At 46.3% G+C, this 15,180-nt stretch carries 10 protein-coding genes and 1 tRNA gene; 8 read left to right on the top strand and 3 right to left on the bottom strand.

Going from position 1 to position 15,180, the window contains the following annotated elements; all coding sequences use genetic code 11:
• Positions 1 to 8: 8 nt before the first annotated feature.
• Genes I2I33_RS14990 through I2I33_RS14980 form a run of 3 tightly spaced genes read left to right on the top strand, consistent with a single transcriptional unit; the run spans position 9 to position 5,327 of the window.
• Entirely contained in the window at positions 9 to 2,642 is a 2,634-nt protein-coding gene (locus tag I2I33_RS14990) for a transglutaminase-like domain-containing protein (protein WP_087422259.1), read from the top strand.
• Positions 2,639 to 3,094, top strand: coding sequence for a GNAT family N-acetyltransferase (locus tag I2I33_RS20495; protein WP_087422217.1), 456 nt, complete (start codon positions 2,639 to 2,641; stop codon positions 3,092 to 3,094). Before I2I33_RS14990 ends, I2I33_RS20495 begins: the two co-directional genes overlap by 4 nt.
• A gap of 19 nt (positions 3,095 to 3,113) precedes the next feature.
• A complete protein-coding gene (locus I2I33_RS14980; RefSeq protein ID WP_087422218.1) occupies positions 3,114 to 5,327 on the top strand; it encodes a beta-N-acetylglucosaminidase in 2,214 nt (737 codons plus the stop codon).
• Between the two features lie 2 nt (positions 5,328 to 5,329).
• Here the strand turns inward: I2I33_RS14980 and I2I33_RS14975 are convergent, their stop codons facing one another.
• Positions 5,330 to 6,655 carry an MATE family efflux transporter gene (locus I2I33_RS14975; RefSeq protein ID WP_087422219.1) on the bottom strand — a complete coding sequence of 442 codons (1,326 nt, stop codon included), beginning with the start codon at positions 6,653 to 6,655 and terminating at the stop codon, positions 5,330 to 5,332.
• A gap of 393 nt (positions 6,656 to 7,048) precedes the next feature.
• On the opposite strand from I2I33_RS14975, the gene I2I33_RS14970 reads away from it, so the two are divergent.
• From I2I33_RS14970 to I2I33_RS14955, 4 genes are all read left to right on the top strand, one after another.
• Positions 7,049 to 8,206 (top strand): MFS transporter, encoded by a 1,158-nt coding sequence (locus I2I33_RS14970; protein WP_087422260.1) that lies wholly within the window; start codon positions 7,049 to 7,051, stop codon positions 8,204 to 8,206.
• 51 nt (positions 8,207 to 8,257) lie between these two features.
• Positions 8,258 to 9,352, top strand: coding sequence for an ROK family protein (locus tag I2I33_RS14965; RefSeq protein ID WP_195666840.1), 1,095 nt, complete (start codon positions 8,258 to 8,260; stop codon positions 9,350 to 9,352).
• A gap of 189 nt (positions 9,353 to 9,541) precedes the next feature.
• Positions 9,542 to 11,047, top strand: coding sequence for a glutamine synthetase family protein (locus I2I33_RS14960; protein WP_087422221.1), 1,506 nt, complete (start codon positions 9,542 to 9,544; stop codon positions 11,045 to 11,047).
• A gap of 493 nt (positions 11,048 to 11,540) precedes the next feature.
• Positions 11,541 to 12,122, top strand: a complete 582-nt coding sequence (locus I2I33_RS14955) for a hypothetical protein (protein WP_087422708.1) — start codon at positions 11,541 to 11,543, stop codon at positions 12,120 to 12,122.
• Positions 12,123 to 12,233: 111 nt separating this feature from the next.
• Here the strand turns inward: I2I33_RS14955 and I2I33_RS14950 are convergent, their stop codons facing one another.
• On the bottom strand, positions 12,234 to 12,932 hold the full coding sequence (locus I2I33_RS14950; protein ID WP_087422707.1) for a hypothetical protein: 699 nt from the start codon (positions 12,930 to 12,932) through the stop codon (positions 12,234 to 12,236).
• Between the two features lie 61 nt (positions 12,933 to 12,993).
• Positions 12,994 to 14,778, bottom strand: coding sequence for a MutS-related protein (locus I2I33_RS14945; protein ID WP_162613881.1), 1,785 nt, complete (start codon positions 14,776 to 14,778; stop codon positions 12,994 to 12,996).
• A 167-nt stretch (positions 14,779 to 14,945) separates the two neighbouring features.
• Here I2I33_RS14945 and I2I33_RS14940 point away from each other — a divergent pair.
• A tRNA-Asp gene (locus tag I2I33_RS14940) sits at positions 14,946 to 15,019 on the top strand.
• Positions 15,020 to 15,180 lie beyond the last annotated feature (161 nt).

Genomic DNA, 15,180 nt, shown 5'->3' with positions numbered 1-15,180 from the left:
TCATGATCATGAAACAAGTTTTATGGATACTGCTTGCTTTCGTGCTGTTATGTGCATGTGAGGAAAAGCATTTTATGACAGATCCGGGCTACCGGAAGATGGTGGAACAGGATTTTCAGAAAAAGAAGAAGGTGTTGGAAGGTAACCCGGGTAATTTGTTTGCCGTGTTCGATTCCCCGATGAGCGTGGAGGAACGAGAGGCGCTGATGTTTCTCTACGCTTATTCTCCGTTGATTGATCTATCTTTTTCGGGGGGAGATTTTCTGTTGAAGAACGTGCGTTGGGCATTTCAAGCGAGAGAGGCGATGCCTTGGGGGAAAGATATTCCGGAAGATATATTCCGTCATTTTGTACTTCCCGTGAGGGGTGGGAAAGAGAATCTGGACACGGCCCGTATCGTTTTCTACAAGGAACTGAAGGAACGGGTTGCGACCTGTGAGTCCATGGAAAAGGCGGCGCTGGAAGTGAATCACTGGTGTCATGAACACGTGATCTATAAACCGACCAATGCCCGGACCCGTTCACCGCTAGCCACGATGCTCACGGCTTACGGTCGCTGTGGTGAAGAGTCCATATTCACGCTGGCAGCTTTGCGGGCTGTGGGGATTCCGGCACGTCAGATATACACGCCTCGCTGGGCGCATTGTGATGATAATCACGCGTGGATTGAGGTCTGGGTGGATGGCGAGTGGAAGTACTTGGGGGCTTGTGAACCGGAACCTCGGTTGAATATCGCGTGGTTCACGTTGCCCGTGCAAAGGGCGATGTACGTGGAGTCGGAGGTGTTCGGGAAATACAATGGTCAGGAAGAGATTGTTTACGTGAATGAAAGTGGTTCAGGCGTGAACGTGACTTCCCATTATACACGGACCGTTCCGACAGTAGTTCAAGTTATTGACGAGAACGGGCAGCCTGTTGAGAATGTGAAGGTGGAATATAAGATATTTAATTACGGGGAGTTTTACCCCGTGGTGACATTGTATTCCGACGTGAAGGGTGAGACTTTCCTGACGTTGGGGCAAGGAGATATTTTCGTTTGGGCAAGTAAGGGAAAGAAGTTGGGTTTTGGGGAATTGTCCGTGGAGCGGCAGGATACACTGACCGTCGTGTTGGATAAAACTGTCGGGGATTTGTTTTCAGGGGAGTGGGATTTGGTACCGCCAAGGCAACATGATATTACAGCTTTGTCAACCGATGAGGAACGGGCCGTGAATGACCGTCGTTTTGCCCGGGAAGATTCGTTACGGAATGTTTACGTGGCAACTTTCATGTCGAGGATGCAAGGCGGGGATGTAGCGATGGAGTTGGGTGTGGATACGGCACGTTTTGCCACGTATATGGTTGCGTCACGGGGAAATTATTCCGAATTGCTGCGTTTTATGCGTGAAGTGTCGCCTGAACGTCGGACATTAGCCATGAATTTGTTGGGCGTGATCGCGGAGAAGGATTTGCAGGACACTCCGGCAGACGTGTTGTTGTCTCACGTGGAAGGGGATGGCCGTGATGTGTCGAATCCCTATTTCACGGAATACATACTGAATCCGAGAGTGCAGAACGAGTTACTTACGGCTTATCGGGAACCCGTTCGGGAATTTTTGAAGGGGCATGGAATAACAGATGTTATCGGTCTGATCCAAGAAACCGGAAAAATCAAGGTTGTTGATTCCCTGTACCCCGCGAAGGTGGTAACTCCGCCGGTGGGAGTGATTCGGGCAGGGGTGACGGATGCACTTTCCCGGAATGTTTTCTTCGTGGCAGCCTGTCGTACAATGGGAATTCCGGCTCGGTTAAGCCCGATTTCGGGTAAACCGGAGTATTATCAGAACGGAACGTGGCATACGGTTAATTTCATGACCGAAAAGGTAGTACCGAAAGGGGAGTTGATGTTAAATTATGCTCAAAAGACGGTGAGTGACCCAAAATATTTCCTGAACTTTACGATCGGAAAGTTGGAAGATGGTCGGGTACGGACGATTGACTTGGGAAGTAATGCGGCGGTGGATATGGGTGTTGGTGCGTCATATAAAACGATCTTCACGAAACCTGTCACGCTGGAAGAGGGGGATTATCTTCTTTCAACGGGAAATAGACGGAGTGATGGGGCTGTTTTGGCAGATTTGGTATCGTTTCAAGTGGAGGCTGGTAAATTGACAAATATAGATATGCTTATCCGTCCTTGCGTGGAGAAAATGGAGATTCTGGGAGTGGTCCCGACGGCGCTATCCATTATCCCGGAGGGCAAGACAAAACCGGAGGCAATCCGTCTTCCGGGGAAGGGGTACACGGCGATAGCCTTGATCGAGGCGAATAAAGAGCCGACGAATCATTTGTTGCGGGATATGAGCGGGATGAAAGATGATTTCGAGAACTTGGGTCTTCCCTTGTATTTCGTGTTTAAGGATGTGGATCATCAGGCTAAGTTCAATCGAGCGGACTTCCGGGCTTTTCCTTCTGTGATGCGGTGGGGAACGGACTTGGACGGTCGTTTGCTAAAAGGTTTGGCAGAAGGATTACACTTGACGAACACGGAGAGCCTGCCTTTGATCGTCCTGTTGAACGCGAAGGGAGAGGTCGTTTTTGTTTCCCAAGGGTATCGTGTCGGGTTGGGTACGCAGATCATGAATATAATAAGTAGAAAGTGATAGACATTATAATAAGAGAATTTGATGAACGTGACGCGGAAACCGTGTCACGTCTGATTAGGAATAACTTGACCTTCGTGAATAGCCGGGATTATGAACCTGCGGTGATAGACTATATGTGCCGTTTGTTCACGCCTGATTATCTGTGTGAAATATCGGCTACCCGGACGATGTTCGTGGCGGAGGAAAACGGGAAGGTGGTCGGGACGGTTGGACTGGAAGGGGATGAGGTCTGCGCCTTGTACGTGGACCCGGATGTACATGGTCGGCGGGTTGGGGAACGTTTATTACAATGCGTCGAGGATTTTGCCTTGAGTCGTCATGTCCATTTGTTGCATTTGTCGGCCAGCCTCACGGCAGTCGGTTTTTACGAGAAAATGGGGTATCGCTCCCAAGAGAAAGAGGAATCCGAGCTTTTCGGTCCTGCTTATATTATGACTAAATTATTGTAATCTTATAAAATATTTCCACATGAAAAAGGTGTTGGTTTTCTTCGTTTGCTTGTTGTTCGTGCAGGTGAGAGTTATGGCTCAGGATATTCAAGTGCAACCTTCTCCCCGTCAGGTCAATGTCACGGGGAAGAGTATGACGATTCCGGTTGCTTTCCGGCTCGTGGGTGAACAGGAGGCTAATCCTCATGCAATAGCTTTGTTGAAACAATTTTTGGGTGACCGTCTCGGGACGGAAGGGTTTTCCTTGTACGTGGGCGAGAAAGGTGACCGGGCCGTGCGGGGGGCAAAACGGCTGATACCCGATCATCCGGAAGGATACTACCTGTCGATTACCGATAAGGCCATCATGCTGGCCGGGAATGACGAGCGGGGAACGTATTATGCCGTGCGTACTTTCATGCAGTTGTTCCACGAGGGGCATTTACCGTTTGTTAGGATTCAGGATTACCCGGACGTACGTTTCCGGGGCGTGGTCGAGGGATTTTACGGTACGCCTTGGAGCCACGAGGCCCGTTTGAGGCAACTGCGTTTTTACGGGGAGAATAAATTAAACACGTATATTTACGGGCCGAAAGACGATCCTTTCCATAGTTCGCCCAACTGGCGGAAACCTTATCCTGCCAAGGAGGCAGCTCGTCTTGCCGAGCTGGTGAAGGTAGCAAACGAGAACGAGGTGGATTTTGTATGGGCGATTCATCCGGGGTTAGACATTCGCTGGGAGACTTCCGACCGTGATTCATTGATGGCCAAGTTCGAGCATATGTACGATTTGGGCGTACGTTCTTTTGCTGTCTTTTTTGACGATATTTCCGGTGAGGGGGCGAAAGCCGACCGACAGGTGGAATTGTTGAATTATATTGATGACCATTTCGTGCAGGTAAAGCCCGACGTGACGCCTTTGATCGTGTGTCCAACCGAGTACAATAAAGGATGGGCACGACCGGAAAGCGGGTATCTTGCCACGATAGGTGAGAAGTTGAACCCGTCCGTGGAGGTGATGTGGACGGGAGATCGGGTGATTTCCGAGATTACTAAAGAAGGCGTGGAGTGGATTCGGGAACAAATCAAACGTCCCTCTTATATCTGGTGGAATTTCCCCGTGTCGGATTACGTGAGGGATCACCTGTTACTGGGCGAGGTGTATGGTAACGGGAAAGATATTGCCGGGAGCATTTCCGGTTTCGTGGCTAATCCCATGGAATGGGCGGAAGCATCCAAACTGGCAATATACTGCGTGGCAGACTACACGTGGAATATGCAATCGTATGATCGTTTCCGGTCATGGCACCGGGCGATTCGGGCCATCATGCCGGAGAACGTGGAGGCCTTTACCGTTTTCGCCCGTCATAATTCCGATCTGGGAGAGAACGTGCATCGTTTCCGTCGGGAAGAATCTGTGGAAATTCAACCCGTGGCCGAGCGTTTCATGAAGGGGTATCGGGAAGGACATTATGATGAGCGGGATTTTCTTGCTTTGCAGGACGAGTTCGAGCGTGTGGTGGAGGCTGCCGATTTGTTGTTGATTGACCGGGAAAACGAGGCGTTGATTGAAGAAATTACCCCGTGGTTGCATCAGTTCAAGATATTGGGAGATGCCGGGCAGGAGGCTTTGTCCATGATTAAAGCCGGGGAACGTGGTGATCGTGAACTTTTCCTGCGGAAGTATAATCACGTTAAAGCCTTGCGCAAGAGAAGTTACGAGCTGGAAAGACAATTTAACCAGAATCCTTACCAGCCGGGCGTGAAGACCGGGACGACAGTACTTCAACCGTTGGTGCTGGATGTTTTCACGGAGGCCACGGAACGGTTTAATCGTCAGACCGGGACGGATTTGCCTTTGTTAGCCGATTATTCACCTTGTAAGTTGACCACGAACGTGCCTCAACTGGAACATCTGCCTTTACAAGTATATCCCAGTCGGGTTCATTTGACCCCTTTGCTGGAAGTCGTGAAATGGCCGGCCGGGGGGTACCTGCAATTGGAACTTGATGATGCCTACCGGATTCCCGGTACTCGTTTGAATTTTGACGTGAAGGGTGATCTTTCCTGGGGTGTCATGGAAGTATCTGCTGACGATGAGACGTGGCAGACCGTGACGTTGACCCGTGACGCTCGCGGCCGTCTGAACGGCAAATGGGAGGATACTCCCGTGAAGTTCGTCCGTTTCACGAACACGGGAGAGGGAGAACAACAGGTGTATTTACGGGAGTTCTACGTGGTGTTCAGTTTGTGATGCTATATTTTCTTGCCTGCCCATTTTCCGCTTTTCATGTACATGAAACCGAGAATGAGCAGGATGCTCCAATAGGCGTGTTCCGTGGTCCAACAGATGGCGACATCTGCTTGGAGATAGAACACGATGTAGATGATGTAGAGAACGTAGAACGTGAGCGTGCCGAACTCCATGAATAGAGCCATACGTGTGTTTCCTGTTCCCGACACGGCGTTGAAAAGAATACTGCCGGGGGTGGAAAGAAGAACCGCGCTCATCATCACGAAAAGGGAAGGGATCGTGGCTCGGATGAGTTGGGGATCATCGGTGTATATTCTTAAAAATGTGGCGGGAGCTAGTAGTATGATGATGCCGATCGGGATGACAAAGAGGTAGCACATTTTGATTGTTTTGAGACAAGTACTCCAGACCTGGGAGGTGGCCTGTGCGCCGATCAGGTTACTCACAAGCGAGCTGGTCGTGGCAGCGAAGGCGGAAACCGGCATGAAGAAGAACATGGCGGCACTGCGCACGATGTTGGACACTGCCAGCGGGCGTTCACCGAGGTGTTCCACGGCAATAAAGAACAGAAACCAAGTGGCCATAGCCAGAAAGGACTGGATCATGGTCCAAATGGAGATATTGAGTATGCCCGACAATAATTTCGGGTTGAAACTGGACAGGTTGAAAAGGGCGTATTTTTTCCAATCAACTTTTTTCCAAGTATATAGGATATAGAATATCATGGAAACGAGTTCTGCCACGGACGAGCCGATGGCAGCCCCGCTAATGCCTAAGGCCGGGAACCCGAATTTACCGAAAATTAACAGGTAATTCAGCACGACATTGGTACCGACCATGACAAGCGAATTGATCGTGAGGATGCGTGTCGTGGTGATTCCCACGAAGAAGGCCCGGAACATGACGGCGACAAACGAGAAGAAGAAACCGAATATTCGCCATTTCATGTAGTCGTTCGTGGCCACGTAGACTTGTTCCGAGTCAATGACCGAACGGAGAACCGAAGGCGTGTATATGCGGGAAACTGTGAACATGAGCGTGGCAAGTCCCACGAGGAAAAGTACCCCTTGTATAAAAATGGGGCCGATATCCTTGTAGTTGCCTTCTCCATTGCGTCGGCCGATGAGGATTTGAGCCCCGATGCTGAAACCGAAAGCGAGCATGTAGATTGCCATGTAGTACACGCCGGCTAAGGCTGATGCACCTAGTTCGACTTCTCCCACTCTGCCGAGAAAGGCGGTATCGGTCATGTTAATCAAGTGTTCCATCAACAAACTGACCAGGATCGGGAAAGTGATCACCCATATTTGTTTGTGTGTAAATCTCATATTCGTTTCGTTTATCGGTTTGTTTTTTCGGGCCGCAAAGATACGTATTTTTATTGTTTTGTGGCTGTTCGATGGCAGATAAGGTGGAGAACGGGCTACATAAAGATGTCAGAGGTGTGGATAGTTGGTTGCAAACACGTTTCATTGATCGGCTTTAATTCGGACGGGGAACGTCTGTAACTGGTCTCTGCGGATGGTTCTCCCATCGATCTCGCCATCAAGTCGGGTTGTCATACTGGAAAGTCCGTATGGTAGCCGTTCCGAGTATTTTATTGGGCGTGTATTTTAACGTTTCAAAGTTGAAATGAGGTGATTAATTGTTAGAAATATTAAATGAAATTGTTTACATTAGTCGCTCTTTTAATGTTCTTGTTTGTGTTAAATTTATATATTATGAAAGAAAGTTCTACAAGTATTAAGGCTTTACTGCCTGTGTTGTTCGGTTTTTTTATCATGGGATTCTGTGACGTGGTGGGGATTGCAACCAGTTATGTAAAGGCCGATTTCGGGTTAAGTGAAACTATTGCCGGATTCCTGCCTTCTATGGTATTTCTATGGTTTTTGTTACTGGCGGTCCCGGCGGCTATTTTTATGAACCGTATCGGTCGTAAGAAAACGGTATTGGTGAGTATGTTGGTGACCATTGTGGGGATGATTATTCCTTTTATTGATTATAACCTGTACACGTGTCTGATCGCTTTTGCCCTGCTGGGAATCGGTAATACCATTTTGCAGGTGTCGTTGAACCCGTTACTGACGAACGTGGTGAAGGGAAACGTGCTGGCAAGTTCGTTGACCGCGGGGCAGGTGCTGAAGGCCGTTTCGTCTTTTTGCGGTCCGTTTATCGCGGCATTCGCGGCGACCGTACTAGGAAATTGGCAATATCTTTTCCCGATTTTCGCCTTGTTGACCTTGATTTCCATGGGCTGGTTAATGCTTGTGCATATTCGTGAGGAATCGCCGGAACAGTCGACCTCTTCGTGGGGAGCGACGTTCGGGTTGTTGAAGGATAGGACGATCCTGTTGCTTTTCTTGGGTATCGTGTTTGTCGTGGGCGTTGATGTCGGGATTAACACGGTGGCTCCGAAGTTATTGATCGAGCGTTGTGGGTTTGATGTTACGGGAGCGGGTGTCGGATCGAGTGTTTATTTTGCCTTCCGCACGATCGGGGCTTTCGTGGGAACTTTCCTGTTAGCACGGGTTTCCGGTAGCAAGTATTTCCGGGTGAACATTCTGGTAGCTATTGCTGCCATGATCGTGTTGTTCTTCATGTCTGGGCAATACTCGATTTTGGTGTTGATTGCGTTGATCGGTTTCACGTGTTCCAGCATATTCTCCCTGATCTTCTCCATGGCCATTCAAGCCCGTCCGGAGAAAGCTAACGAGATTTCCGGTCTGATGGTGACAGGTATTTTCGGAGGTGCGGTAATCCCGCCATTGATGGGATATTGTACGGATTTGATCGGCACACAGGCCGGTTCACTTATCGTGATTCTCGGTTGTATGTGTTACTTGTTGTATTGCTCGGTGGGAATTAAAACCCGGAAGTGATTCTACATTCTCTTAAACTTTTAGTTTTTATCTTTTAACTTTTAGCTTATTATGTATCAGTTTGATAAAAGAATAGTGATGACGTTGGATGCCGGGGGAACGAATTTTGTATTCTCGGCTATCCGGTCTAATGAAGAGATCGTTGAACCGATTGTTTTACCTTCAAATGGCGATAATTTGGAGAAGTGCTTGGAGACGATGGTTACGGGTTTTTCTGCCATCAAATTGAAGTTGCCGGAAGATCCCGTGGCGATCAGTTTTGCATTTCCCGGGCCGGCAGATTACGTGAACGGGATTATCGGTGACTTGAAGAATTTACCGGCTTTTCAAGGGGGAGTGGCATTAGGTGCTTTTTTGAGAAATAAGTTTGGGATTCCGGTATTTATCAATAATGACGGGGACCTGTTCGCTTACGGGGAGGCATTGGCTGGAGCGTTGCCGGAAGTGAATCGTATGCTACGGGATGCGGGGAAAAATAAGGTGTATAAGAATTTGATTGGCATTACGTTGGGGACCGGATTCGGTGGTGGGGTAGTTCGTGATGGGGAGCTTTTTCTGGGTGATAACGGTGCGGCTGCTGAAGTATGGGTGTTGCGGGATAAACGCCAGCCGATTTACGGGGTCGAGGAGGGAATTTCGATCCGGGCGATTAAGAGGGAATATGCCCGATTGTCTGGGGATACACGGCGGTTGACCCCGAAAGAGATTTTCGAGATTGCCGAGGGAAATCTCGAAGGGAATCCAGCGGCTGCCCGGGAAGCTTTTGATCATGCGGGAGAAGTGTTGGGAGAGGCTATTGCCTCGATGAATGCCGTGGTGGATGGAATTGTGGTGATTGGTGGAGGGATTATTGCTGCCCACAAATATTTGATGCCGGCCGTGATGCGGGAATTGAACGGAACTTTGGAAATGTACGAAGGGGTCCCGGCGGACCGGATGGAAATGAAGGCTTTTTTCCTGGATGATCCGGGAGATTGTGCGGCTTTCTTGGCTCCCACGTCCAGACGAATTGTCGTGCCTGGAACGACGGAAACGGTTGAATATGATCCCGTGAAAAGAATGGGGGTAATCACGACAAAGCTGGGAACAAGTAGGGCTATCGCTTTCGGAGCTTACGCTTTTGCTTTGAATGAGCTGGACAAATAGGAAAAGATAAAAGTTAAAAACTAAAAGATAAAAGTTGAGAGCTAAAAGCGTCGGCTTGTGTGGCTGGAATCTAAAATAATTAATCAGATTCAAAATTTAAAATCTAGAATCTAAAATTAACTAGGGATTATAACTCATTTTTTTTATTTTTAGAAGCTAAAAATTAATAGATCTAATAAATAAAGAAATATGAGTTCAAAATATGCACTAAATCCTCATGCTTTGGTCCGTTTTTTAGAAAAAGATGCTAAAGATTTTACCAAAGATGATATTATTCGTTACGTGACGGAAAATGAAATTGAGATGATCAATTTCAGGTATCCCGGTGCGGATGGACGATTAAAGACGTTAAATTTTATTATCAATAGTCTTGATCATCTGGATAATATACTGACGTGTGGTGAACGAGTGGATGGTTCCAGCCTGTTCCCATATATAGAGGCCGGATCAAGTGACTTGTACGTGTTACCCCGTTATCGTACGGCTTTCCTGAACCCGTTCAGCGAGATACCTGCGGTTGATATTCTTTGTAGTTTTTACACGAAGGACGGGAAACCATTGGAAATGTCACCGGAGTACACGATGCGAAAGGCGCACGAGGTATTAAAGCGAGTGACGGGAATGGAATACGAGGTGATGGGGGAGTTAGAGTATTACGTGGTGAGTGAAAAGGAGGATTTATTCTTGGCCTCCGATCAAAAAGGGTATCACGAGTCTACTCCTTTTAACAAGGGGCGGGATTTACGTGCGTTGGCCATGAAGTATATTGCCGGAACCGGAGGATTGATTAAATACGGACATTCCGAGGTAGGTAATTTCACGAAGGGAGATTTGATGTACGAACAGAACGAGATCGAATTTCTGCCCACGAAAATGGAAGATGCTGCTGATCAATTGATTATTGCCAAGTGGATTCTGAGGACGCTGGCTTATCAGTTTGGTGTAGATTTGACATTTGCCCCGAAGATCACGGTAGGTAAGGCCGGGAGCGGGTTGCATATTCATACCCGTTTGAAAAAAGGGGATAAGAATATGATGATCGAGAATGGCAAGTTGACGGATAGCGCATTGAAAGCTATTGCCGGGTATCTGGATCTGGCACCCTCGTTGACGGCTTTCGGGAACACAAATCCGATGTCATATTTCCGCTTGGTTCCCCACCAAGAGGCTCCCACGAATATTTGTTGGGGAGATCGTAATCGTTCGGTTTTGGTACGTGTACCGTTGGGATGGACGAGTGGTGCGGGTGATATGTTGCGTGATGCGAACCCGTTGGAAAAAGTGGAAGATCAGGATTTCAGTGGTAAACAAACCGTGGAATTCCGTTGTCCGGATGGTTCGGCCGATGTGTACCTGTTGATCGCGGGGTTGGCAGTTGCCGTGCGTCATGGATTTGAAATGAAGGACGCGTTGCAATATGCGAAGGAACGTTACGTGGATGTTAATATATTTGATGATGCGAACAAGGGGGTTGCTGATCGGTTAAGTCAGTTGCCGGCATCCTGTTATGATTCCGCGTTGTGTCTGGAAAAACAACGTGCTGATTTCGAAAAGTACGGGGTGTTTGCTCCCGGTCTGATTGATGGTTTAGTGGCCGGTTTGAAAAAGTTTGATGACAAAACGTTGCGTCAGGATTTAGGAAACGACGAGGTAAAAATAATGGAACTCGTGCAAAAATATTTCTATTGCGGATAAAAAGAAAGGTAATGGAAAATGGGCTATTCGATTTTATGATGTCGAATAGCTCATTTTTATTTAATCTGATAGTTTTTTCTATTCTTAGGAGGATATTTTTATCCTTTCATTCCTTTTTGAGGGGCTGGGAGCTTTTGTAGAGGAATCCTCTCCTTTCTTTCTTTTTTTATAAATCGAATATTCGACTATATAATGAATTGATTCTATGTGTTTTGTGTTAGAAAAATGATTTGTCTGATAAAATGTAAGAAGAGGGTAATTATTCCTTATGTATTTATTAAACGATCATTTTTTGATATACGTTCAAATGAGTTTTATTGTTTTAGGTGCAATAACGATAATTAATTAGTAATCAGCCTTGTCATTAACAAATAATTATTTGTATTTATCATTATTATTATTTATTTTTGCATATTATTAAATGATCGTTCTTTGCTATTCCTAAAGAGGATGTGGGGGATAAGAGGAACGAACGTGTATAACTAGGAATTAAATGAGTGTAAAGGTATTTTTATTGTTCTTTTCTCTCCTGTCTATCCCGGGAGTAGGAGCGACGAGATGTGTTCCCGTCGAAGAAGTATCGGATAGTGTACGTGTATTTCGTTTTGTTCCTTGTAGAGCAACGTTTTACGTGCATTTTGGATCCAATGATGTAGAGTTGGATAGTATTCTTTCTATGGCAAAACGCTATCAGGAAGATATAGAGGCAGGGCGTATCATGTTGCAGTTGGATAGTTACAGTACATCTCTTTCAACTGATGAGGAAAATCTGAATTTAGCGTTACTTCGTGCTAACGAAGTGAAAAAAGCTATTGCTTGGCGTAGAAGGTTAACAGATCGTTGTTTTGTGGTGCATACACACCCCACGTTATTGGAAAATACACGTGAGGTCGTGACCGTGCGTTTACTGGTAAAAGTAGGAGAAAAGCAAGGAAAGAATGTTGCTTTATCCGAGGTTCAAGATCCTAAAAAGGCTAAAGTTCGTGATCAAGAGAATTCATCTGTTTTGTCGGAGAATGATGTTGTCATGTTGCCTTTAGCCTCGGCGGAAGTATTACCTGTTGTGAAACTGTAGACTATTTGTCCGGTAGAATTCGAGTTTCTGGTTGTATTTTGATGATTTCCCGGTAAGGTATTGCTTATTATATTGTTATGGCGTGAGTCATGGTGATGCACAAGCAATATGTTACAGGGAAATTTCTGATTCTTGTTTATAATAAACCCTTTTACTGAGCTTGAAGGTTAATTGTTTCCCGTCATCATGGATGAAGGCCTCGTTCGTGAAACTCGTGAGGGGATTATTGGTGAATTGAATTTCGTTCTTGTTTAAAAGAAACCACTTTCCGGTAGCATTACGGGAGGAGTTTGCACTTAGATTATAAATACTGAACGTGTAGGTGTAGTCGGGATGTAATGAGAACATGAACCGTTCTGTTGGTTTGATATTGTTGGGTACATAGGTTATGTAGTCTCCCGTGAGGTGTGTGCCACGTGGATTTGTTCCGGGGTGTAAGCCGATGATTTGAGTAACGGTAAGGCCGTTCATGGAAGTGTGTTCAACATCGTTCGCCGGGGAGAGGTGTCCGAGTAATTGAACGCTGACACCCTTCCCGCTAGGAAGCTTTAGCGCTAAATATTGTTCTGCCAATTGGGTTGCTATTTCCCCGTTATTGATGGTGAACGTGGAACCTGTGGCTTGATCTTTTAAGGTTGCTTTATCTGTTTGATACTGGTATTCTCCGGCGAAGTAATAATTATTGGTAATGGCAGGTGTTGCGGCAAACGTGCTGTCCGGTATGTTGGAAACTTTACCTTGAGTTTTGTCCTTACATCCATTGAGAAGTACCATGGGTAAAAGTAGCGTGATCAAAATCATTGTTTTCATATTCTCCTGTTTTTACCGTGTTAAACGGAAACGACAGAGGAATGTTCGGATTGGATGATTCTTACACGAGTTTCATTTTTTCAAGTAAGATGGATGCATTCATGTTTTGACTGATACCGGGTTTCAGTTTATAATCATAGGCAATGTCATCATCCGTGTGTGTAATCTCGAAACACCGGTTAAAGAAGTTGTCCGGTATCGTGTTGGCAAGTTCTCCGAGTTCGAGGTCATGCGTGGCAACAAGTCCGGCAACAGGTAACGTGAGTAATTTTTGAAGGAAACGACGGGAACCGTTCAACTTGTCCCGGGAGTTAGTTCCTTTTAGAATTTCATCCAAAATGATAAACAAACGTTCTTCGTGTTGTGCCATGTTGACAAGTTGTTGTAAACGGAGTAATTCGGCATGAAAATAAGAGGTTCCTTTCGCCAGGTTATCAACGGTGCGCATACTGGTAAAGAGGGCCATAGGCTGGAATTCAAAACTTTCAGCCCGAACGACAGCTCCGCAACAAGCAAGTACAAGATTCACCCCTATCGCACGTAGGAAGGTGGATTTCCCGGCCATGTTCGCTCCCGTGATGATATAGAATTCGTGTAACCGGGCTACTTCGAAATCATTGGTTACACATTCATTGGCGGGTAGGAGAGGGTGACCGATGGCTGTACCCCGTAAAAGTTGATTGTCTCCGGGAGTAGGATGGATAAAATCGGGGTGGTTGTACTTGTAGTTGGCCAGACTAACCAGAACGTCAAGTTCTCCCGTGATTTCCACCCAAGTCGGGATGGCCGCGGCATAACGGCGTTTCCAGGCAACAAGGCGCTGGATAAGGTGTAATTCCCGCATGAAAAGCCCGTTCATGAACATGGCAACCACCGCGTTAGAGCGCTGGTCGAAACTTTCCTGTATTTTATGCAGGGAACGTAGAGCCTCGTCCGCGTTGTATGTTTCGTTGAATAGTTGTTGACGCAATGCTTTTAATTTGACGGAAGAACAGGTAAATGTAGAAAAATGTCCGATCAGTTCGTGAAGGTTACTGAACGAACGGGTGAATTCATCCAGACGCATATGAGTTCGCAATGTTTTTTGAGCCGGTAAATAGCTACAAAAAAGGGATACGCAGGAAAGGAATAATGGAATATTTAACGTGAGTATGGAGGCAATATACAATATCCAGGTAGAGACCGTCAGTATCGGAAGGATATACAGGAAAGGACGAGTCCAGCGTGGTAGCCCGACTTGTTCCCGCTGCCATTGTTCGATTTGTTGCATGGCCATGTGGGTAATGCGTTGGCTGTTGCCCTTGGCCCGGAAAACGTGACACCATTCCGGCTCGCGGGCAAATTCTTCGATGGCTTGTTGGCGCTCGATGATGGGTTGCCCGGATTTTAACGGGTGGAGCAACCATTCCCGTAGCTTCTCTCTTCCGTGGGGCGTGACCGTACGGTTGACGGATTGGAAAAGGGAATCTTCCCCGAATATGTCGAGATCATGAGCGTAAGGGTGAGTCTGGTCTTTGTACTCCTCGCCTGTCGGGAGATTTTTAAAGTTTCCGGCAAGATATTCCAGTTCCACACGGGAACATTCTTCAAGTTTGTGCAGGAATTGTATTTCTTTTAATAATTTGGTTTCGAATATATTCGTGATGATAAATAGTGCTATGGCAGCAATAAAAGCGATTAGATAAGGCGTGTACCCTGTGTTGGCGAAGGTATATATGAAATATATGGCTAACAGGAATAAGAAGACTTTTGTGAGGGTGATACCGTTACGCCGTTGTCTGTGTTTTTTTAAGAGGATCGTAAGGCGTGATATTTGTGCTTGATAGTATTCTTTTGGCTGCTGCATAGTATGAATGTTATTTATTGCAAATATAGTTTTTAACCTTGATATATTAAAGTGACGGGAGAAAAATGGTTTATCGTGAATTTTTTGTATAAAAATCATTGTAGAATTAAAAACAAAGGCTATATTTGCACCCGCAATCAGAAACAATAGAGGTTGTTTTTAAATCTGGTTCGGTAGTTCAGCTGGTTAGAATACATGCCTGTCACGCATGGGGTCGCGGGTTCGAGTCCCGTCCGAACCGCAGAGATGCCTGTTAGTCGATCGATTAACAGGCATCTCTCTTTTTATTGTATTGTCTCTTCAATATACTCATTTGGTCGATTGGGATAGTGTTTCAAAAAGTGTGTAAATTCCGAATTGATTATTTTTGTAATGCAATTTTCAAAAATGAATTATTATGGA

It is taken from the genome of Butyricimonas sp. BSD2780061689_150309_C8, assembly GCF_015560935.1.
GTDB classification, from domain to species: Bacteria; Bacteroidota; Bacteroidia; order Bacteroidales; family Marinifilaceae; genus Butyricimonas; species Butyricimonas paravirosa.
This window is presented reverse-complemented; position numbering and strand designations above follow the sequence as displayed.